This window comes from Roseburia sp. OM04-10BH (assembly GCF_003462605.1).
Taxonomy (GTDB): Bacteria; Bacillota; Clostridia; order Lachnospirales; family Lachnospiraceae; genus Roseburia_C; species Roseburia_C amylophila.
The window spans coordinates 110,229-131,001 of record NZ_QTZI01000006.1 but is presented as its reverse complement, the minus strand read 5'-3'; the positions used below and the strand labels follow the sequence as shown (position 1 = coordinate 131,001).

Sequence of the window (20,773 nt, the reverse complement as noted above, 5' to 3'; positions counted from 1 at the left end):
TCCATTTGAAAAGAGGACAACGCCGTGTTTTCGCCGCATCTTTTTCCATTTTTCCCTTTGTTTCTGCGGTCTTCTACAAAAGCTGCTGATATTCTTCCCCATCCAACATATAGCCGGAAAGGCAGCAGCCATATTCTTCATTTACGCTGATAATCCGGTTATATGACCCGGCCAGCAGAATATCTTTTAGTATCTTCGTATCCATTCGCTCATTGATATTTCCAACCCAATAGCGGATACCTTCTCCTTCAAATTTCCACGGAAATTCCGGATTCCATTTTGACACATCGTCATTGCCGGGAATCGATACAATCCGTACCGTCTTTCCATAGCCCCGATAACGTTTTAAAATCTCTTCCATATTTTTGTGCATATCAATATTTCCCAAGAACAGTACTCCCATTCGAAGGGTTCTGCTCTCCCTGGTAAACTGGTTCCGGAGCATTCCATAATCATTTCGCTGGATACATTTTAACATGCATACCGTTCTGCCGGCATCCAGATACGGAGAACAATGATTTTCTCTGCCAAAAGACTGTTCATACATGGCACCATTGATTTTACTTCCGCCTTCTTTTACCTGACCCGGACCTGCATACATAATAACTGCTGCAAATGCTTCCAAACCGTAAGTCTTCTTATATGCCTCCAATAACCGTTGCATTCCCGCCTGATACTGTGTATTTTCCGGATGACGAAGTGCCCTGTCATAGCCTTCTTTCGTATAATATCTTCTGGTAAACTGATATAGTTCCATTACATCCATTCCATATGCAGAAAAATAAAATACCCACTTATTTTCAATGATGCATCCGGCCTTGACCACCGGAATGTATTCCCGTTCCATAATCTTTATCGTTTCTAAATCCTCTGCATCTGCCAGTTCGAAATAATTTCCTTTTCTGGCATTCTGCACTGCGTCCAGGGAACAGGGCGGACAATTTCCATATAATAAATAGACATTTTCCACCCCCATATTCTTTAATGCATGGTAAGGATGCCGGATGAGGCAGGAAAATTCTAATAGTTTTTCCGGTGACATTTCCGGCTCCAATATCCATTGTTCCGGTAATGCCTTCTCTTCCATATCCTGTTCCTCCGATATCCACTGCTCCACCAGCATCCGGTGAATCGGTGCTACATAAGGCATAATCACCGTCTGAATCGTCGTATTTTGCAATAGTGCATACAATATGCCAAGACAGTCCCTCGTATATTCTCCTACTACCACAAGATCTATCGGTGCACCGGCCAGTCTTCTGATGGTTCTTTTGTCCAAGATACCGATGCCTGTTATATCATTTGTTCTACTGCTGTCTTTACTGCTTACACCGTCGTTTATGTTACTGTTCGTAGGATTTCCGGATAAGTATACATAATTCACACTGCAGTCATTCTCCTCGTTATAGATACTGCCTGCCTGAATCATTCCATTTTCCACATTTTCAAATAAGTACCGATAATACAATGCTTTCATTTTCACATACCCCCCGCTTTATTTTCTGGTATTTTTACGATTGTATAAGGTTTTAAATAGAGTTGACTTTTTTTACCAAGAGTATAATATATTATTCAGCAAATCATTTTACATTATAAGTAATCTGATATTAAAGAAAGGATTCTTTTCATGAAAAAAATCGTTTTAACAGGCGGTGGTACCGCCGGTCATGTAACTCCAAACATTGCTCTTTTTCCTGCTTTAAAAGAGGCTGGTTATGAAATCTCTTATATCGGTTCCTATGCCGGCATGGAAAAACAGTTAATTGAAGAACAGAACATTCCTTATTATGGAATTTCCTCAGGAAAACTCCGTCGTTATAAGGATCTCCGTAATCTCACAGATCCATTCCGTGTGATCAAAGGCTACGCACAGTCTGTATCTCTTTTAAGAAAAATCAAACCGGACGTTGTCTTTTCGAAAGGTGGATTCGTTTCCGTTCCTGTCGTTCTCGCAGCGAAACGCCTCCGTATTCCTGCTATTATTCATGAATCCGATATGACACCTGGTCTTGCTAATAAAATTGCAATTCCGGCAGCCTGCAAGGTCTGCTGTAATTTCCCGGAAACTGTAGACTATCTTCCAAAGGATAAGGCAGTTCTTACCGGTTCTCCAATCCGCCAGGAACTTTTAAGTGGTGACAAAGAACAGGCTGCCAGACTTTGTGGTTTTACCATGGATAAACCGGTTATCTTAGTAGTCGGTGGAAGCAGCGGTTCCAAATTTATTAATGATGCGGTACGTGGTCTCTTAGATGACCTGCTTGCCAACTATCAGATTATCCATCTCTGTGGGAAAGGAAATATAGATAAATTATATAACAACCGTTCCGGCTATGTCCAGTTTGAATATGCCGGGAAAGAACTTCGGGATATGTTTGCTTTAAGTTCTCTTGTCATTTCCCGTGCCGGTGCAAATGCAATCTGTGAATTGCTTGCTCTTCACAAGCCAAATATTCTGATTCCACTGTCTGCTGCTGCAAGCCGTGGTGACCAGATTTTAAATGCCCGCTCTTTTGAAAAACAAGGGTATAGCTATGTAATTGAAGAAGAGAATCTGACCAAAGAAACCTTAGATGCTGCCATTAAGAAAGTCATGACAGAAAAGGAGACTTATATTTCTAATATGAAGTCCAGCCAGCAGTTAGATTCTATTCATACTATTCTTAAGCTCATTGAAGAAGCCAGTGAGAAAAAGAAGAAGAAAGCATAAGTGCAAAAGGTGTAAAGTCCTGATTCTATATAAGACTTTACACCTTTATTTTTTCTTTTTATTTTACTTTTATCATATCCAGAATTTCTTTCATTTCATCATCAGAAAGCTCTAATGGAGTATATTTTAAAATATCATCATTCTTGTCTCCCTTGTATCTTGGAATCAGATGCATATGGAAATGAAATACTGTCTGTCCTGCAGTCTCTTCATTGTTCTGAAGTAAATTGAATCCATCACAGTTTAATTTTTCTTTCATATGAACTGCCATTTTCTTAGCAAGCTTCATTGCTTTTGCTGCTACTTCCTCATCCATTTCATAAAGATTTGCAAAGTGGTCTTTGGGAATAATTAAGGAATGTCCCTTTGTTGCAGGATTGGCATCCATAATGACACGGAATGTATCATCCTCATATACGGTATTTGTCGGAATATCGCCTGCTGCCAGTTTACAAAAAATACAATTATCGTCTTTCATGGTTACTCCTTCTTTCTATTCAAAAATAAAAATCTGATCTAAGGTACGCAGTGTCTTAAAGTTTCCTTTTGCCGTCATCTCACCGGTCATAAATGCTCTCTGGAATGTCATTCTGCCCGCTAAAATATTATTCATGACTTCTCCCGTAAGTTTCGCATATACATCTACATTTTCCTGTTGTCCATAATAGCAGTTTAACTCTTCTCCTGCTACTTCGACTACCAATGGTTTCTTTTTCTCTTCAATCATAAAGAGATAGTTCGCCGTGAAATCCCCCTGTGGCACAAAATGGCTTTCTAATTCTGTAATATATTCTGTCTGCGTGTCATTCTGCTGTACACTTAACTTATCCTTAAACATGGACGCTAATTCTTCAATATCTTCTTTCTGTTTCTTTACGTAAGAATCATCTGCCACGTACTGTGATAACTGCTCACTCTCCTGTGGTGTTAAATCCATCTGCTGTGTCCGCAGGATGGTTCTGGTTACCGCCTGATTAGAAGTCGGCAGACTCTTCTGTTTCTGAGAAATTGTACGGTAAAGATTTTCTGCTTTCTTTTCAATAATCAGGGAATAGTCATGATTCATTTCAAAGCTTACCAGATCATCTACATAGCCACACATTCCGCTGCACGGCAGACCGCCTAAGATTTCCCATGCATTGGACAATGTCAGTTCCCCTTCACGTTCTCCATACGTGGTTGACATAACGATTGGTTGCATATAGGTTGTCTTAATCTTTTCCTTGTCTCCGTAAAGCCAGCAGGAATCCAAAAACTGCTGCATATAACCACCGATTCCAAGCCACTCTACTGTCGTTGCCAGAATGATTCCATCTGCATCCTTTAAGGTCTGCGGCAACGTAGAGATGCTATTCTTGTGCTCGTATATATTATATCGTTCCACACTGACACGAAGCTCTTTTAAAACTTCTTCCATTTTCCCGATTACATATAAAGTAGGATCATCCAGAAGTCCTCTACCACCGTAATATATATTTACTTTCATTTCTGCCTCCGTATCTTAAGTTTTTCATCTTACTTCATTCAATCATATATCAACAGTATATAAATTTTCCGGAATAAAATCAATCCTTTCTGCGATATAGAAGCAGTGACAGAAAAAATCCGCTAATCAGTCCGCCTACATGACACCAGTTGTCCACTCCGGTACTGGTAAATCCATAATATAGGCTCAATGCAATCATAATTACAATTCCTCTGATATTCAGTTCCTCTACCCTTCCTCTGTTGGCAATTATTACCCAGAGTAAAGCTCCAAATACACCAAAAATGGCACCTGAGGCACCTGCTGACACCGTCAGGGTTCCTTTGCCCTGTGTTACCAGAAGTGAAAGCAGATTACCGCACAATCCTGCGCCAAAATAAATGATAAGATAGCGCCACTTTCCTATCAGACGTTCCAGTCTGTCTCCAGTCCAGAATAATACAATCATATTATTTGCAAGATGTGCCAGTCCAAAATGTAAAAACATGGCCGTAAACAGTCTCCACCATTCTCCCTGTCCAAATACATCCGGCAGAAATACTGCTCCATGTTGTTCCATAAAAGCTGCAGATTCCGTATCGCCAAGTACGCTCAATGACAGAAATACTATGATATTTATCAAAACAATGCCGGCGTTACACCAGGACGGATACTGTTTTATCCTCTGCCACAAAGTAAGATCTCGCTTCTTTTCTGTTCTACGGTAATTATCCGTCTGTGCATACCCCTGTGAAACATAACCTCTTTGCCTTCCACCACCGGATATCTGTTCCTGTAATGCATCTCTTAATCCATAGAAATCTCCCGGCTGGTTTTCAAAAATCATAAGCTGCCCTGTCTGCTCATTAATAAGCCAGACATTCCGACAGCTGCCACCGAGCATACGTGCCTGTCCTATATCATCTGCAACCAGTAACGTCAGTAACTCCACCTGATAGATTGCCATATTCTGTTCACAGCCCGGAATCCTTCCTTCCGGATGAAGAAACAGCTCCTGCAGTTTTTTCTGAATTGCCTGCAATTTTTCTGTTTCCAGTACAAATCCCGGATGCATAAAGATTCCAGCAACCACCTGTGCCCTTCCTTCTGTAAATCTATAGTATACCCCAACCTCTTCCGGCGACACTTTGATAAAGGAATATCCCCGATCTTTTAAACATGCATCTATTTTCTGAATCAATATAACTTATCCTTCTTCCAGTCTTTTATGAATCTGACAATAACACTTTCAAAAGGCACTGTCAACGAAGGAAATATAACCTTTTTCTTAAAGAAATGTAAACCTCTCACGTCCCAGCTGAATCACATCATTCATGCATAACTGCTCCTTCTCCCGATATGCCAGCATTTTCCCATTGAGCCATGTTCCGTTCATGGAATTTAAATCTTCCACATAATAATCCTCTTTCTCTCTGGTAATGCGGGCATGCATGCGGCTGACTCCCTGTATACATACATTTCCATCTGCCTGCTCACTGCTTCCTATGATAAAAGGGAAATACTCCATCCGGATATTCGAAATATCCTCTTTTCCATCATAACGCAGAACTCCTTCCGGAGCCCGCTCCGTTCCAAGATAAACGGTCGGATTTTCCTCCTGCATTTCTTTGTAATCCATAGGTGTACACACGATTGGTTCTTCCTCCTTCTCATGATTTATCTTCCCTGTTAAGAATGCCGGAATCCGGCTGATTGCAGCAATGCATTCCTGCAGTTTTTCTTCCATTGCCATATTCCAGCCACGGCTTTGAGTATCCTTCTTATAATATTCATCATCCTTTTCAATTGTATCTATCTCATATTTTTTCCAATACCCCTTCCTTTTCTTTGTAATTGGCTTTTCTTCCACAGCTGCATCTTTCTTTTCCTGCTCCCATGGCATAATACCCTTCTGCAATGCCTCTACCTTTTTAGACGAAACAGATTTCTGTCGGGCCGGTACATAATCCTCTACATCCTGCTGCCGGTACTGATATAATATCCTTAGGATTTCACCCAAAGAAAATCCTTCTTCTGTTGATTTCTGATATGCCTCATAAGATGCAAGAACCATCTGTTCATCTTCATGATTAATCTTTGCCAGAAGATACTCCATCAACTTCCGGAATCCTTCTGTAACAGGTTCCTGTCTGCCGGGGCAATAGGTGAAGTAGAACTTCTTGGTTCCATTCTCAAGATAAATACTCTCCGGTTCTAATAGAATCCCCTCTTCCTCCAAAAGATATGGCCGGATTTCCTGACAGATTCCCAGTAAAGTTTCTAACATTTTTGCAAACATATCTATGGCAAAATCACTACTCTCCAAAACATGGTCCAAAGAACGTTTTCCGGTAATTTCATATCGAAACTGTGTCTCCCCTTCTGAAACTACCGGTTCAAACTGCAATAAATTATGAATATGATTCTGCCGGCACATATGAATCTGATATCCGGAATACGCGGGATCTGATGTAATAAACATATAACTCTGATTCAGATTTCTCTTATAACATATCTCCAATATAAATTTCCTCCATACATTCTATTTTGTTCTTGCTGCTTTCTTCTGCCGCCATCTTTACCCTGTCATGCAGTTCGTAACTGACTACAATCAGGGTACAGAATATTGCCAATATCATTGGCACTATAACTGCCGCCTCTATGGTATAAGAAGCCGGCAGATAACATTTCTTTTTCCACTGTCTTATAAAATCAACAGAATGAGATATGCTGCCAGCAGAAACGGAATAAAAGGAATGGTGTCTTTTCGTCTTTTTCTGTGCATGAACAGCAATACCAGTGCATACAGAGAGGACAGGAAAAGTCCCGTCAGAAGCAGACGCATGGTATTGATTCCTCCAATGTAAATTCCCGCTACACAAAGTACCAGTCCATCGCCAATTCCAATAATTCCACCAGACACCAGTGACAGAATAATAACTGCTGCCCCGACGGCAATCCCTCCTAACATGCTGTATAATGACTGGTTTCTCTGCCAGAGATGCAGTAAAATTCCACCAATGCCAAAACACAATACTCTTATGGTTTGTATTTCTTTTTTTCGGATATCTTCGATGGAACATATCCCCAACATTCCAAGTACAGAACATATCGTCACCATCCCCTTATCTCCTTGTTATTCGTTATTTTCTATCTACCACTTACTACTTATAACCTGCTATCTACCGTTTCTTTATCTGATACATTTATTCCCTCAGGAAGCTTTTCTCTTTTCACATTTTCCGCAAGATGAATGATTTCCCGCTTCTTCCAGCAAAATACGGTATACGGTACGCTTTAACCCACTGCAGGAAAGACTATTGTGCACTGCCTCTCCATATTCTGTTACAAATACTGTTTTGGTATCTTTCTTTCCTATGCGGCATTTTTCGCAATCTTTATATTTCGCTCCGGAATCATTCCGTAATCCGGATACTGTCTCTTCCGGCACTGCCAGAATGCTCAAATCCAAATAGGTACAGTCCGAAAACCAGTGATAGGATTTCCCTGTCTCTGTAATATAGACATAAGTTCCATCTTCATTTCCACTGCCTGTATAACCAATCCATTTATGCACTTTTGCCCGCTGATCCATGTCATAAGAAAATAGTCCCAATAACTGCAATGGATTTTCAATCCGATAAGATACACATAAATCAATATCATTTCCCATTAATTCAGAACGCCAAAAAGAGAACCCCTTTTCTTCCCCTTCCACATAAATTACCGGTGCTTTCAGTTCTTCTAATTTTCTTTGAAACAGGATTTTTGCTTCTGCAATTGGCACAACGGAATCCAGCCCGCTTTCATGTGTTATATGTGCATGAATGGCACTTTTTCTGGCGGCATATTGCAAGGCATATTCCACATCCTGCTGTAATTCCAATACCCGGAAAAGAAAGATTACCGATAGTATACAGATTACAAACAGTGGCAATGCGATAGCTGCCTCTATTGTCATAGACGCCGTTGTGGAGGCACATAAAGGTGTCTCTTTTCTGTTTGTAGAATTGCTATACAATAGATTTGTATTATCTGGGTTAGAGAGAGTTTTTTTATATTGATTTTTTATTTGAATTCTGAGAAGAGACACCTTTATGCACCCCCTTTCTTCTTTTGTTAATAAACATAGGAAAATGAATTTTTTTCCTGAAAATGATAATCTCCTTTGAAGCCTTCGCCACTTCCAAACCACCCGAAGAACAATGGTTTTGACAGATAACTGCACTGTATTTCCATACTACCAATCATGCAGTCCATCCGAAAATTCTCCCGGTCCGGCAGCCGCCTGATATTCTGCTCCATCAGATTCATTGCCCGATAGGTAAGCTTCTCCTGTCCGGTAAGATATAATAAAATTCTTAAATAATCCCCATAACTTAAACCACTTTCACTGGTCTTACTTTCCTCTTCTTTTGCAAAGGATTCCGACAATGCTCCAACGTCTAATGTCCACTCGGCATTTCCTTTTAAAAAAGGAACCTTGCCACCCTTTAAAAGCGTTTTTACATCTTTTATGCTTTCTGAAAATGCCCATGCCACAAGAATTCCTTCTTCTACCACCTTGACTACCGCCGGATTAGCTGTCCAGCCCGCAGTTACAAGTGCTATGGTATTCGCCAGTGCCGTTTTCTCGGCATCCCCTTTCAAATAAATATAGTTTGCCACCTCACGAATCGCCAGCATGCGTTCTGCAACGCCAGCAAGGTTTGCCACATCAGAATCTTTCCCTGCAATGAGATATTCCATCTCATATTGCAACACTTCCGACTCACTCTGATTTCGGTAATCACTAAACTGCTTCAATAAATATTCACGAAAGAAAAGTCCCGTTGTCATATCCTCCTGCTGTGCCTGCCCATTTCCTGTAAAACAGGTTCTCTTTGCAATATCATCGGATAAATCAATGGTCTGTGTCGATACCGCTGATACATCTTCTACCACCAGTGACAGGATACTTTTATTCTTAAGTTCTTTTACATAATCCAGTGGATTCTCATTCTTCTGATTTGCGGCATTCCGTTTTGTGTTTCTTTCCAGCCCACTCTGTGTATCGGTCTCCTGAATAGCAGCTTCGAACTTCTTCTCGATGTCTTTATTGTCTTCCGTCAGTTCCTTTGCTTCTGTTGCCTTTTCATATAATTTTTCAATGGCCGCAATTCCCATGGTACGCTTTACATAATCTGCTGCCTGCCTTCGAAATTCAGCTCCCACATCATCGGTTGCCATCGTATAATTCGTAATATAGCAGTTCTCTAACTGCATCTCATAAAGATTGGTATATGACATTTTTAAGAATCCCGGCTTCGCCCTAAGGTTCTCTTCTCCAAGTTCCTGCAATGACTGTTCCAGACTGCTAAGTTCCGGCTCTCCTTTCCTGCCTGCCTCCAGAAAATAGAGATGATACTGCTCAAGAAGTGCGGTATCATACTCTGCCATTTTGGATTCCAGCAAAAGCTCCGTTTCCATTTTGCTCTGCGCCTCTAATCCATAGAGGCGTGCAGATTCCAGCAGAGTAAATACCAGACTTAAAATCATCGTCAATGCAAGGCTTAAGAACAATGTAATACTCCCTTTTTCCCTTGCTCTTTCCATTTTCTACAAAGAACCGGTCCGCTGGGTAATTGTCGAAAAGATACTGTTTAAAAGAACCGTCAGTTTTGATTTAAAAATAACAATCAGTCCAATCAGAACCACCAGAATCAGAACCACTTCCACAACACCTACTCCATCTTCCTCTTTTAAAAACCGGGTCAGACTTCCTTTTATTCTTTTTACAACGTTCATTGGATTTGTCCGTTTTACATTTACTACACCTTTCATGTTCTTTCCTCCTTTATTTACCTATTGTTTTAGTTACCTGTTATCTGCTTACAGCCGAAGCCTGCCACCGACAGCTTCTTACAACTGCCTGGTAACTTATATGTGCATGGTCATACATGCAGGCACAACAAGAATGACCATAATCACCACCATCATCATTAGCATGGGAAACAATAATTTTGTTCCTGCTTCCTCTCCCAGTCGCTGCGCCATAGTCTTTCGCTGGGAAAATGCATCCTCTGATTCTTTTGCAAGAATTTTGCCGATTCCTACCGTTCCCTTCTTGAGATTCTGTGTCAGAATAGATGCAAACCTGCGATAGGATGCCAGCCCGCATCGTTCTCCAAACCGCTCATATGCCAGGCTTTCCCCCATTCCATCCTCTAACTCTCTTCTGGTAAGCAGCATTTCCTCGTAACCGGCACGTTTTGGCAGTCTTTGTTCCTTCCGTTTACTCTCATATGTATCTGTCAGCTTCTTCCACGCCTGACGCAATGACATACCAGCTTCTAATAATAATCCCAATCGGCTAACCAATTCCGGATAATCTTTTACCAGTTCCTCTTCCCAACATTTTTTTGCATCCTGTTGTTCCTTTTTCTCACTCCATAGAATCACTACTGCTGCAAATATCCCCAGAAAAAGGAAAATAACCAACGTCTCCTCAGTTTCTTCTTCCCAGCGAAGTGCTACACCATCCATATTCTGTGGCAGCTCCACTTCTTTTTCTTCTGCATTTTGATTGTAAAGATATTGTTCTATCTTTTTCCCCAGATTGGTTTCATTCTGATTTTCTGAAGGATAAAGACAGATAGGAAAGGAATACTCTGCCTGATTTTTTCCATTCGATAAAATTGCGGTAGCATTCACCACCTGTCCCGGCAAAAGATTTTCTTCCTCTATATTTCCCTGTAAATCAATCCAGATATCCGGTTCCAGCTTCCATTCCACAGAAATGAGACCATTTTTAACACGTTCGCATAAAACCACCTGTCCGCTGACATGGTCTGCCTGCTGCCCGTTTCGAAATACTTCTTCTGCTTCTTTTTCTGCCTCCGGCAATATCTCTTTCCATTCCGCTGCTGTTAAAGTACGTTCCTGCAGATTTAATACAATCTGCCCTTTTTCCCCACTATCTTCTTCTATATAATTTAAAGATTCCTGATAGTCTCCTTCCCCCGGTTCATTTCTTATTAAACAGTTCTCCTTAAAATGAGATTCCTGCTTTTGCATCCACTCCGCTGCAATTCCCAGTAAAACTGCTGCCAAAAGTACCAGAATTGCCAGCTTTTTCTTTTGCTTCTTCATTTTCTTTAACATATACTTTCTCCAATACGTCTTACGATTTTCTCTGACCAAAGATATGCCAGTCCATAAAGAATAAGACACCCTGTCATAATCAGCACACCCGCCACATTCCCATACAAGGCTTCCAAAAAGCTTCCAGATGTCACATTGACAAATGCCAGTATAAATAAGGGAATTACATTCATTACCTTCTGTTCTATCTTCCTTGCTGTCAATGCTGTCTCTATGGTTTCCTGCAATTCCATCCGGTCTGCCATCTGCCGAACTGTATTTCCCATAATTGCAGTAAAATCCCCGCCGCTCCGCTTGGCATAAGAAAAAATTCCCGCAAACTGCTCTACATCCTCTATCCGGCTCCGCTCTGCAAAATCCTCTAACAGCTGCTCCAATGGCACATTACAGTCCATCTGGTGTATCATCTGGCGCATTTCCACCGCCATATCACTTTCCATGCCATACTGCTGTATCACATCTTTTTTTGCTTCCCGCCACGCATTTTCAATGGAATATCCTGCCCGCATTGCTCCTGCTGCCGATAGCAGTGCATCCTTAAACTGAAGCTTTAAATCAGTCCGGCGCTGTATCTTAGCAGAATTCCTTTTGTTTCGAAGAAATACTGGACATAAACCAAATCCTGCAAGAATTGCCAGAGTGGACTGATAAAACAGCCAGCCTATCAGAATATCCAGCAGCAGAAATTCTCCAACATATAATAAAAACTGTTTTTTCCTAAAATGATATTTACGATAATCCGGCAGCCTGTAATTTTTCCTGATAGAGAAGTTCTCCTTTCTTCTCCCAGATTCCGCCGATGCTTCCCTGTTCTTTTTTCTCCCGGAACCGGAAGAGCTCGTGTAAACATACCTTGCCATTTTCTACCCCCTTCACTTCCACAACCTGCAGCAATTTTCTGCTGCCATCCCGGATTCTGCCAAGTTGTATGATAATATCAATGGCCGATGCTATCTGACTCTGGATTGCTGCCAGCGGCATATCCATTCCCATCAGCACCATCGTCTCAAGGCGGCTTACCATATCCATTGCCGAATTGGCATGTCCGGTACTCAGGCTGCCGGAGTGTCCGGTATTCATTGCCTGCAGGACATCCAGTGCTTCTGCCCCACGGCATTCCCCGACGATAATCCGGTTTGGCCGCATACGAAGTGCACTTTTTATCAAATCCCGGATGCTAATCTCCTCTGCTCCCGGAAGCTTGATATCCCGGCTCTCCAGACGAACCAGATTGGGTAGCCCAAGCAGCTGCAGCTCCGCTGAGTCCTCAATGGTAACCACACGTTCTTCCTTTGGAATAAATTCCGACAAAGCATTTAGAAATGTAGTCTTACCGCTTCCTGTTCCTCCTGATACAAAAATGTTATAGCCGGCACACACCAGATGCTTTAAAAAATCTGCCACTTCCCTTGAAATAGAACCCCATTCTATCAGTGTCTGCATCCGGACAGGCTCTTTGGGAAAACGACGGATGGACAACGCTGTTCCATCTATGGCAATAGGTTTTAAGACAATATTTACCCGGGAGCCATCCGGCAGTCTGGTATCTACAATAGGATGTAATTCATTTACCATACGGTTACTGCCTCCTGCAATCTGCTGTATGACATCCTGAAGCTTTTCTTCTGATGTAAAGTGTTTATCCCACTGATAAAGCCTCCCTGCCTTTTCATAAAAGATTCCTTTGGTCCCATTTACCATAATTTCTGTAATGTCAGCATCCTCAATAAGCTCCTGCAAAATATCCAGCCTCCGCAGGGAATGAAAGATTTCCCGAATCATATTCTGCCGCATGGAAATACTCATAGGCATTCTATGGCTGTCTTCTTCCAAAGTCTTTTGCACCAGTTCTAAGATTTCTTCATCTTCCATGGTTCTTGAAATGTCCATCCGTTCCATTACCTGATGCTTCAAGCGTTCCTTTAAATTCTCCTTTGTCTCCATCTGAATGCCTTTCCCCCATACATCTTCTTACTCATTTACTTATGTACTTTCTTATCCATTTCCTTATCTACTTCTTTCCTAAGGCATTTCTTTTTCATTGTCTTCTTCTCTTTCTATTTCCTGTGCCATCCACTCTTTGAAATAGCCTGCTGCTGCAACCGGATTACCGGAATTTTCATATCTTTCACCTGTCTGCAATCGTTCCGGAATCTTTATAATCTGAATCTTTCCTTTTACTTCCTGTGACATAAGCTGTTGCTCTACCGTATCCATTCCATATTCCTGCTTTAAAAATGCATACACCCTGTCACACTCTTCGATAATTCTTCCCGTATCAGCAAGCTCCGGCTGTATCTCTAATATCACATAATCAAAGGACAATTCCTGCCAGATAATTTCTAAAAGCCTGTGATAATCCTGTGCTTTTACTTCACCCAATAAAACTGCCTGTTCTACCGGAACCATAATGCCAAGTTCACCCACAGTAGTAATTCCGCTCATCACACTGGCACCCCCATTGGTACTTCCAAGCCGGAGGGATAGCAGAACATCGGATAAATTATGGCTTTCTTCCATTTCCGGCAGCTTCATGCCGCAATATCCTCTGGTATTAATGTATAAAACCTTTCCCTTCTCTGCCAAAACCTGTGCCACAGCCAGTCCTGCCAATAAAGACAGCCCGTCATACCAGGGTGACAGCAGTCCTATGGTATGACCCTTCCTGCTTCCCCGCAGACAGATTTCCGTTGGATGCTCCGCCAGTAATGCATACATTTCCTGCAGGATGACATTGGCAGACTGATACTTATAAATATGTGGCAGTGCTGCCTCTCTTGCTCCCAGCCGCTCTTCTGCCAGACATACCATTTCTTCCTTTAAAGGAAGGCTTTCCGCTTCTTTTAATATTCCTGAATTAATCAGCCAGATATCTCTTTTTTCTCCATTTAAATCTGCCTCCACACTGTTCCAGTCTGTATATACTTCCGCCTTTGCCACATTTCCTGTCTCCAGCAGATATTCTGCCAGTTTATTTCCATAGGCACTGTCCGCATCGCAGATTGCAATTGATATCTGATTCATTACACCACCCCCAATGTCAGTAAATAGCCGCCCAGTACCGCCGGTGCCAGATGCATGCAGGAATCATCCATACCGGACTGCTCCCGATAAGGCACCCACTGTTTTCTCACCAGACTGCTCTGCATATAAGTTCTAAAATACAATATACGCTGTATTAATGTTCCCTGCCTTATCAGCCGGAACAATCCGTATACTGCTGCCAAACATAAGGAAAAAATAATTGTGTGAAGCACAATAGAATAATCTGTCATGCAGGAGAGTGCCATAAAAAGCTTAATGTCTCCGGCTCCCATTGCATGCATCAAGAATAATAAATAGAATAGAATCACGGGAATTAACATCATTACTGTTACCAGTATAATTCCCTTTTCTCCTTCTCCCCGGATATGTGCTGCATATCCTGTCATCACCCCCATGCCCGTCAGCCAGTTCGGTATTTTTGACTTCCATAAGTCAAAGCAAACTGCCAGTCCAAGCATAATTATCACCAGTATTGTTATAATTCCTTCCCCCTTCGCTGTAATCGCATTATACGATGTCCCCATGACCTTGTACATGTCGAATTGGGAAAGTTTTTTCTTTCGTCACATTCCACAAAATATTACATCAGACGATATGCCATAATTCCATAAAGCAGGGTAAATCCTCCTGCTCCCAGCAGTCCCACCGTTGTAAGGCTCCATGGATTCAGTCCCACCATAACGTCTATGCCATTCTTCGAAAGCAGCTGGTTGCAAAAGACAATTGCCACCGCTCCTGCTGCCATCCGGACAACAAAATTTAAGACAAGATCTGCCCTCTGTTTTAAGATTCCGATAAACAAAACCAGCAGACAAATGCCTATAATCACCATAATTCCTGTTTCTTTACTCATTACACTGCTTAAAATCCTTTTCAAGTATCCATTTCCTTACCATTAACATATTTTTCTGCCCAAAAAAATATTCCTTTTTTTGTATAGATTGGATTTTTCTGATTATACTTAGTAAAAAGAGGATTTATTTTCCATAAAGAAAGTGGGGATCGTATTGTTTGGAATTGTAAAAAACACACCTGCGCCGGATGCCGGCTACCGCTTACTTTTAGATGATTTAAACCGGACAAAGAATGATTTGGACTTCGCATATGCGAATTTTCAGAATGTTGTAGAACCGGATCTGATTGATGCCTATATTTATGAAGTAAATGCCATGCAGCTTAAATATAAATTTCTGCTGCGCCGCTTAAAACAAAAAACAGAGGATTCTTATGCGAAGAATCCTCTGGAAGTATCTGACTCCTGAAAATTTTCATTTAATTGTTCTTTTCCATACGTCATACCCGCATATACCTGCTGGGTATTGTGCATTAAGGGTTCTGAGGTATCCTGCTTTGCGACCTCGCAGAAGGCCTGATACAAACCTCTCAGAACTCTTTTTGCATGGGCAATGCCGTCACCGTTCTGCTGATACATACTGCGCATCAGCTCTCTTCTGCAATAGGAATAAAGCGGATAGAGCTGTGGGGAAAGTTCATATTGAAAATTCAATGCCGCCTGAAGTTCTCCAATCACTGCATCAGCTTTCCGGACGGCTTCTTTGTATACATCAAAATCTTTTTCCTTCAGATTTTTTTCTGCTTCCTCAAGGTAAGAAAAACAGATATCATATAAAACCACTACCAGTTCACTGCGATTACTCTGGGTAATCCTTCTGGTAAAGTCCTGCTTTGTTCTACTATCCATGACAGTCTCCTTTGATTACTGAAGTAACTGCAATACCTGCTGTGGAATGTCATTTGCCTGGGACAATACGGAAATTGCTGCCTGGGACAATACATTCTGCTGTGTATAATTGGTCATTTCCTCTGCCATATCTACATCTGAAATACGGGAAAGTGCAGATGTCATATCCTCGCTGGTCTCATCAAGACTTCCTACAGTAGAATCCAGACGGTTCTCACAGGCTCCAATGGCAGAACGTACGGAAGATACTCTTGCCAGTGCATTATCTAATGCAACGATTGCCCGGTCTGCTCCGGTTACAGTTGTTACATCTAAATCATCCAGATATAAGGTCTCGGTATCAATCTCCGGAATATCTACTTTAATGGTCTGGTTTTCATTGGCTCCTACCTGAAGATCCATGGTTCCAATGTCGGTCACTTCTAATTTAGCAGTACTTCCTGCGGCAAGTCCGCTCTTGGTAAGAAAAGACATTTCAAATCCATCACGGTCTGTAATAGTTACTTTATTGCCATCGACTGCGGCAGTTGCAGTGGTTGAAAATCCGCTTCCTGCAGCATGAATATCTACCTCAGCATTGGTTCCGTAAGATACTGCCGGTGTCATGGAATTAAATCCAAGCTGTGCTGCCAACGCAGCATCGCTGATTGTGATTTCTACTTTGCCTGTCTCTCCATATGCAGTGGATTCAAAGGAAAGCTTACCGCCATCTGCTTTTACGGTAGTCTCGCCTAACTCACCGGCTGTTCTGATTTTCTCAAAGACCTGCTCATAGGTATCGGTTGCTTCTATTTCTACGGATGAACTGTTAATTTTCATTTTACCGGACGCTCCGATTGTTGCTGTCATATCATTAAATGCAACGGTATCTGCATCCTTCTTTGCAGTCTCAGCTGCCTGATTGATGGTTACGGTATAATCTGCTGCGGTTACATTACTGGATACTGCCATTCTTGTAGCGTTGGTTCCATATACTCTTCGCTGGATGCTGCCATCCAGTAAGGATTTGGTATTGAACTCGGTATCCTTGCTGACACGGTTAATTTCTTTCTTTAATTCTTCTACTTCCTGCTGAATTGCTTTCTTATCATCCGGTGTATTGGAATCACTGGCTGCCTGTACAGAAAGCTCACGCATTCTCTGTATCAGGGAAGTCACTTCATTTAAGGCTCCATCGGTTGTCTGTAATACGGAAATACCATCAGACGCATTCTGGGATGCCTGGTCAAGTCCTTCAATCTGTAAATTTAATTTATTGGAAATTGCCATACCTGCCGGATTATCTTTGGAATGATTAATCTTTAATCCGGAGGACAGACGCTCCATTGCCTCGGTTACTTTATTTTCTGTACGCAATAACTGTTTATTTGTAATTACCGCTGACATGTTATGGTTTACTTTCATTTATCTTAATTCCTTTCTTCCATTCATGCCCGCATCCTTGCGGTCTATTGACGTTCCATGTCTTATGTATTGTATATCGGACTACCTTTCTAAGGACTTAACCGCTTTTAGGAAACTTTCTGCCATTCCATAAAGCGTCTTTGTCTGGATTTCCATATCCGAAGGATTTTTTTCTTCCGGCTTGTCTGGATTTTTAGAAAAAGCTTCTGTGTTGTGACGGATTCCGTCTTTCTTTATTTCTCCGGTCATATAGCTGATGCTGACTTCCTGTCCCGGCTCCTGTGCAAAAAGATTTTCCCACTCTTTCGCATGGCTTTCAAATAATGCCGTTGTCTCTTTGGATTCTGCTGCAATATAACCGGAAATCTTTTCCTTGCCGGCACGAAGCTGCGCTGCCACTCTTCCCAACCGGTCTGTCTCAAAAACAACATCCACCAGACCTTTCTTTTCTTCACCACGGACAATCTTAAGCGAAACGTTGCAGGTCTCGCCCTGTACCAGTACCGGAACTGCATATTCTTCTTTCTTTGCCGCCGCACTTCCCAATGCAATCTGGGTATGCATCATTTTCAGTTCCTGCAAATCAAGGCTTGTAAGATTATCCTCCGACATCATCATGGTCTTCATGACATTCTCTGCGGTATCCGCCAGCTTCCGCTGGGCCTCTGCCATTTCCTTCGGTGTCTTAACTGCCTCTGCAAAATCAGAAAATATTTTTTCTTTGATATTTTCCAGTTCCTCTGACAGATTTTCGCTCCGGTCTGCCATCTTAAACAGACGGTTAAATACCTGATTCCGGTTATTCATATAATCTGCCGCTGCAAGCACCCGGTTGACGGTTGCCGGCATATCAAGCTGTTCTAACCACTCATAGACTTCCTGTGGTGCTGCTGCTGCCCGGGACAGCTCCTGTACCTGTTCCTTCCGGTAAGCTGCCTCTGTTTCTTCTTTCTGCTCCACTTCTTTCATGGCATCTGCAAGTTCTTCCGGTGTCATGGAAAGCCATTTTTCATCTTCCATAAATGGTGCAATCTTCTCCGGTACCAGTCCATCTTTCACATCAGAAATCCTATTCTTCTGGTACGCTCCCTCAATCTGTTCCGTAATGGAAATGCCGGCTCCTTCTTTGGTCTGTACGCCTCCAAAATCATCATCTACCTGATAATCCATTGCACCGTGCTTTGCGGAACGAACCTGGGTCAGAAGTCCACGCAATGTAATATCTCCGCCCTGCTGCAGCAAGGCTCCGATTGCTGCGCCGTCTGTCTTTTCTACCTGACGGATCAGCCGGTATACACCGATATAAGCACTTCGTTCTTCTTCGCTGATTTCCTTATTCTGCTCTAATTTATAAAGGTATTTACTGAATTTTTCCTCTTCGGTAATGCCCTGTTCTTCCTGAATCTGCTCAGATACGGTATTTATCTCTTCAAAGCTCATATCCAGTGGATTCATGCCTTCTTTTATCATGGTACGAACAACTGCCGGTTTTAAATGGTCAAATGCCCGCTGCACTTCTTCATCCGCAGCTTTCATTTCCGCAATATTTTCCGGTGTCAGCTCCATCTGGTTATAAGCTAAGATTCTGACGGCACGCTGATTTCCATAGCTTGTTTCCAGGTCTAAATCCTTTAAAATATCATCCACATTGCGGAATGCCTTGGAAATGGAATCTCCCATGTCCTGACGTGGTGCTGTCATCATGGTCTCATATCGTTCCCCTGCCTTTTCAAAGGTATCCTTTAAGGCAGCTCCATCTTCATAAAGACTCTGCAATGTTGTTTCATCTACCGGATGGATTCCAAGGGCATATGCCGGCATCGCTTTTAAAGCTTCAGATGTGTCCATGACATTCCGGAACAATGCCACATCCGCTTCCTTTGGTGCAATGCCATCCCCGGAAAGGAGTCTGCTGTAATATTCATTTTCCTGTGTTTTCAGTTCTTCCACCAGCTGGGACAATTCCATGGTATCAATGGAAATTCCTTTTTTCAGTAAAGAAAGGTTCGCTTCACTGGTCATTTTCAGTCTGGTTTCCTCTAACTGTCTTCTTGCAGTCAGAAGGTCTAAGCCGCTTTTCGTATAAGCTGTTTTATCCGCTGCCGCTGAAACTTTTGTGTCCTTGTTCTTTATCTCATCCGCAGCTTTTTTCAGATTCTCAATAGTAAGCGGTTCTCCGGAATTTACCACATAGGCAAGTTCATCATCCGTTACATTGGTAATGACGTCCAATGCATCCTGTGCCTGATCCTTGAAATCATTTCCGGAAAGTACGACATCCTGCGGACGGATTCCATCGGAAATTGCCTCTGCCGATACCGTTATGATTTCTTCTTCGCCAAGCGGAAGCTGTAACTGCTGTAAAGTGGATAACTTTTCCAAATTCTCTGCAGTCAGTGGAATACCATTTTCAATGAGCCATCTGCCATCTGCCATATTCTGCTCATTGACATCCATGCCGCTTTCGGATATTACGGCTTCTATCTGCTGCTTTAACGCATCATAATCAAGGTCTGTCATCTGCTGGATTCCGGCATAGGTTGCACTTCCGGAAAATTCTGCTTTGTACAAATTGGCAGTGGTAACCGGCAGTTCATTATCCAGTATATATTTCATGCTTCCTTCATCCGGTGTATGAAGTTCTTCCATCATATTGGCAGTCTCTGTAATATCTTTTACATTATTCTCTGTCACCGGGATATTTACGGTATTCAGGGCTGATTCTATATGCTGTGCCATTGCAGTGCTTCCTGCCATCGCTTCAATCTGGGCATCACTGAGTCCGTCCCCGAAATAGCTGATGTCTTCTCCTGACTTTGCCAGACGCATCTTCATCTTATCGGTCTCGGTTACTACCGTTGGAATCTCCGTATCCGTCAGGGAAAATCCATCTTCTTCCATTGCTTTTACATCTTTTCCCGTAGTATGGTCTGATGCAAAAAGCATCTCATTTTTCATCTGGGTTGCGTCCAGATTGGATGCCTGCTCCTTAATCTTCTCTAAGGCATTTCCCTCTTTTTCCGGCTTGCCATAAGTCGGCTGCTCTAACAGACGATCTGCCTTTCTGTCTTTTTCTATTCTTACAATGGATGCGTCCTTCTTCGCAGCTGCCACATTGTCCTGTCTAGCGTTTCCTGTCACCACTACATTGGCATCCATTTTCTGATTCTGTTCTATCCGCATGAAGTTCCTCCATTTTCACGGTCTTATCAAATGTCCTGCTATTTTATTATGTCGGCTGATTGAGCGAAAAACTTAAGTAGGCAGTGAAAAACCAAATGTCATTAAGTTAAGACCACTTACA

The 20,773-nt window shown here is 42.1% G+C and carries 20 protein-coding genes; 2 read left to right on the top strand and 18 right to left on the bottom strand.

Annotation, left to right across the window (positions count from 1 at the left end):
* Nucleotides 1-73 precede the first annotated feature (73 nt).
* Nucleotides 74-1,477, bottom strand: coding sequence for a hypothetical protein (locus tag DXB43_RS08095; RefSeq protein ID WP_117947308.1), 1,404 nt, complete (start codon nt 1,475-1,477; stop codon nt 74-76).
* A gap of 150 nt (nt 1,478-1,627) precedes the next feature.
* Here DXB43_RS08095 and DXB43_RS08090 point away from each other — a divergent pair, with 150 nt between their 5' ends.
* Nucleotides 1,628-2,710 (top strand): undecaprenyldiphospho-muramoylpentapeptide beta-N-acetylglucosaminyltransferase, encoded by a 1,083-nt coding sequence (locus DXB43_RS08090; RefSeq protein WP_117947307.1) that lies wholly within the window; start codon nt 1,628-1,630, stop codon nt 2,708-2,710.
* 58 nt (nt 2,711-2,768) lie between these two features.
* Here the strand turns inward: DXB43_RS08090 and DXB43_RS08085 are convergent, their stop codons facing one another.
* The 14 genes from DXB43_RS08085 to DXB43_RS08025 form a co-directional block, all read right to left on the bottom strand.
* Nucleotides 2,769-3,188, bottom strand: coding sequence for an HIT family protein (locus DXB43_RS08085; RefSeq protein ID WP_022242880.1), 420 nt, complete (start codon nt 3,186-3,188; stop codon nt 2,769-2,771).
* Nucleotides 3,189-3,203: 15 nt separating this feature from the next.
* Nucleotides 3,204-4,196: an SCP2 sterol-binding domain-containing protein gene (locus DXB43_RS08080; RefSeq protein ID WP_117698112.1), complete on the bottom strand. Its 993-nt coding sequence runs from the start codon at nt 4,194-4,196 to the stop codon at nt 3,204-3,206.
* Between the two features lie 79 nt (nt 4,197-4,275).
* On the bottom strand, nt 4,276-5,376 hold the full coding sequence (locus DXB43_RS08075; protein WP_243006661.1) for a rhomboid family intramembrane serine protease: 1,101 nt from the start codon (nt 5,374-5,376) through the stop codon (nt 4,276-4,278).
* 87 nt (nt 5,377-5,463) lie between these two features.
* Entirely contained in the window at nt 5,464-6,696 is a 1,233-nt protein-coding gene (locus tag DXB43_RS08070; protein WP_117947306.1) for a DUF6382 domain-containing protein, read from the bottom strand.
* Nucleotides 6,680-6,820, bottom strand: coding sequence for a hypothetical protein (locus DXB43_RS15110; RefSeq protein ID WP_158552046.1), 141 nt, complete (start codon nt 6,818-6,820; stop codon nt 6,680-6,682). The genes DXB43_RS08070 and DXB43_RS15110 overlap by 17 nt, the downstream gene beginning before the upstream one ends.
* Nucleotides 6,821-6,879: 59 nt before the next feature.
* Nucleotides 6,880-7,296 carry a prepilin peptidase gene (locus tag DXB43_RS08065; RefSeq protein ID WP_117947305.1) on the bottom strand — a complete coding sequence of 139 codons (417 nt, stop codon included), beginning with the start codon at nt 7,294-7,296 and terminating at the stop codon, nt 6,880-6,882.
* 93 nt (nt 7,297-7,389) lie between these two features.
* Nucleotides 7,390-8,136 (bottom strand): TadE family protein, encoded by a 747-nt coding sequence (locus DXB43_RS08060; protein WP_117947304.1) that lies wholly within the window; start codon nt 8,134-8,136, stop codon nt 7,390-7,392.
* 158 nt (nt 8,137-8,294) lie between these two features.
* Nucleotides 8,295-9,770, bottom strand: coding sequence for a DUF5702 domain-containing protein (locus DXB43_RS08055; RefSeq protein WP_147343681.1), 1,476 nt, complete (start codon nt 9,768-9,770; stop codon nt 8,295-8,297).
* 3 nt (nt 9,771-9,773) lie between these two features.
* Nucleotides 9,774-9,998: a Flp1 family type IVb pilin gene (locus DXB43_RS08050; protein WP_022242873.1), complete on the bottom strand. Its 225-nt coding sequence runs from the start codon at nt 9,996-9,998 to the stop codon at nt 9,774-9,776.
* A gap of 96 nt (nt 9,999-10,094) precedes the next feature.
* Nucleotides 10,095-11,318, bottom strand: a complete 1,224-nt coding sequence (locus DXB43_RS08045) for a type II secretion system F family protein (RefSeq protein ID WP_117947302.1) — start codon at nt 11,316-11,318, stop codon at nt 10,095-10,097.
* 729 nt (nt 11,319-12,047) lie between these two features.
* The gene (locus tag DXB43_RS08040) at nt 12,048-13,262 is read right to left on the bottom strand and encodes a CpaF family protein (protein WP_117947301.1); all 1,215 of its coding nucleotides are present in this window, start codon (nt 13,260-13,262) and stop codon (nt 12,048-12,050) included.
* Between the two features lie 78 nt (nt 13,263-13,340).
* Entirely contained in the window at nt 13,341-14,342 is a 1,002-nt protein-coding gene (locus DXB43_RS08035) for a hypothetical protein (protein ID WP_117947300.1), read from the bottom strand.
* A complete protein-coding gene (locus tag DXB43_RS08030) occupies nt 14,342-14,887 on the bottom strand; it encodes an A24 family peptidase (RefSeq protein WP_158552112.1) in 546 nt (181 codons plus the stop codon). The genes DXB43_RS08035 and DXB43_RS08030 overlap by 1 nt, the downstream gene beginning before the upstream one ends.
* A gap of 56 nt (nt 14,888-14,943) precedes the next feature.
* Nucleotides 14,944-15,216 (bottom strand): pro-sigmaK processing inhibitor BofA family protein, encoded by a 273-nt coding sequence (locus DXB43_RS08025; protein ID WP_117698791.1) that lies wholly within the window; start codon nt 15,214-15,216, stop codon nt 14,944-14,946.
* A gap of 154 nt (nt 15,217-15,370) precedes the next feature.
* On the opposite strand from DXB43_RS08025, the gene DXB43_RS08020 reads away from it, so the two are divergent.
* On the top strand, nt 15,371-15,625 hold the full coding sequence (locus tag DXB43_RS08020; RefSeq protein WP_227700759.1) for a YaaL family protein: 255 nt from the start codon (nt 15,371-15,373) through the stop codon (nt 15,623-15,625).
* Here the strand turns inward: DXB43_RS08020 and DXB43_RS08015 are convergent.
* The 3 genes from DXB43_RS08015 to DXB43_RS08005 all read right to left on the bottom strand — a co-directional run bounded on the left by DXB43_RS08015 (nt 15,589) and on the right by DXB43_RS08005 (nt 20,652).
* Entirely contained in the window at nt 15,589-16,065 is a 477-nt protein-coding gene (locus tag DXB43_RS08015) for a flagellar export chaperone FliS (RefSeq protein WP_117947299.1), read from the bottom strand. The genes DXB43_RS08020 and DXB43_RS08015 overlap by 37 nt on opposite strands.
* A 15-nt stretch (nt 16,066-16,080) precedes the next feature.
* Nucleotides 16,081-17,469 (bottom strand): flagellin N-terminal helical domain-containing protein, encoded by a 1,389-nt coding sequence (locus DXB43_RS08010; RefSeq protein WP_117841879.1) that lies wholly within the window; start codon nt 17,467-17,469, stop codon nt 16,081-16,083.
* A gap of 81 nt (nt 17,470-17,550) precedes the next feature.
* On the bottom strand, nt 17,551-20,652 hold the full coding sequence (locus tag DXB43_RS08005) for a DUF6240 domain-containing protein (protein WP_117947298.1): 3,102 nt from the start codon (nt 20,650-20,652) through the stop codon (nt 17,551-17,553).
* Nucleotides 20,653-20,773: the final 121 nt, after the last annotated feature.

Excerpts from the sequence above, each read along its gene's own strand:
- DXB43_RS08095 (WP_117947308.1), bottom strand. The coding sequence starts at position 1,477 with ATGAAAGCATTGTATTATCGGTACTTATTTGAAAATGTGGAAAATGGA.
- DXB43_RS08090 (WP_117947307.1), top strand. The coding sequence starts at position 1,628 with ATGAAAAAAATCGTTTTAACAGGCGGTGGTACCGCCGGTCATGTAACT.
- DXB43_RS08085 (WP_022242880.1), bottom strand. The coding sequence starts at position 3,188 with ATGAAAGACGATAATTGTATTTTTTGTAAACTGGCAGCAGGCGATATT.
- DXB43_RS08080 (WP_117698112.1), bottom strand. The coding sequence starts at position 4,196 with ATGAAAGTAAATATATATTACGGTGGTAGAGGACTTCTGGATGATCCT.
- DXB43_RS08065 (WP_117947305.1), bottom strand. The coding sequence starts at position 7,296 with ATGGTGACGATATGTTCTGTACTTGGAATGTTGGGGATATGTTCCATC.
- DXB43_RS08060 (WP_117947304.1), bottom strand. The coding sequence starts at position 8,136 with ATGACAATAGAGGCAGCTATCGCATTGCCACTGTTTGTAATCTGTATA.
- DXB43_RS08055 (WP_147343681.1), bottom strand. The coding sequence starts at position 9,770 with ATGGAAAGAGCAAGGGAAAAAGGGAGTATTACATTGTTCTTAAGCCTT.
- DXB43_RS08050 (WP_022242873.1), bottom strand. The coding sequence starts at position 9,998 with ATGAAAGGTGTAGTAAATGTAAAACGGACAAATCCAATGAACGTTGTA.
- DXB43_RS08045 (WP_117947302.1), bottom strand. The coding sequence starts at position 11,318 with ATGTTAAAGAAAATGAAGAAGCAAAAGAAAAAGCTGGCAATTCTGGTA.
- DXB43_RS08040 (WP_117947301.1), bottom strand. The coding sequence starts at position 13,262 with ATGGAGACAAAGGAGAATTTAAAGGAACGCTTGAAGCATCAGGTAATG.
- DXB43_RS08035 (WP_117947300.1), bottom strand. The coding sequence starts at position 14,342 with ATGAATCAGATATCAATTGCAATCTGCGATGCGGACAGTGCCTATGGA.
- DXB43_RS08030 (WP_158552112.1), bottom strand. The coding sequence starts at position 14,887 with ATGGGGACATCGTATAATGCGATTACAGCGAAGGGGGAAGGAATTATA.
- DXB43_RS08025 (WP_117698791.1), bottom strand. The coding sequence starts at position 15,216 with ATGAGTAAAGAAACAGGAATTATGGTGATTATAGGCATTTGTCTGCTG.
- DXB43_RS08015 (WP_117947299.1), bottom strand. The coding sequence starts at position 16,065 with ATGGATAGTAGAACAAAGCAGGACTTTACCAGAAGGATTACCCAGAGT.
- DXB43_RS08010 (WP_117841879.1), bottom strand. The coding sequence starts at position 17,469 with ATGAAAGTAAACCATAACATGTCAGCGGTAATTACAAATAAACAGTTA.
- DXB43_RS08005 (WP_117947298.1), bottom strand. The coding sequence starts at position 20,652 with ATGCGGATAGAACAGAATCAGAAAATGGATGCCAATGTAGTGGTGACA.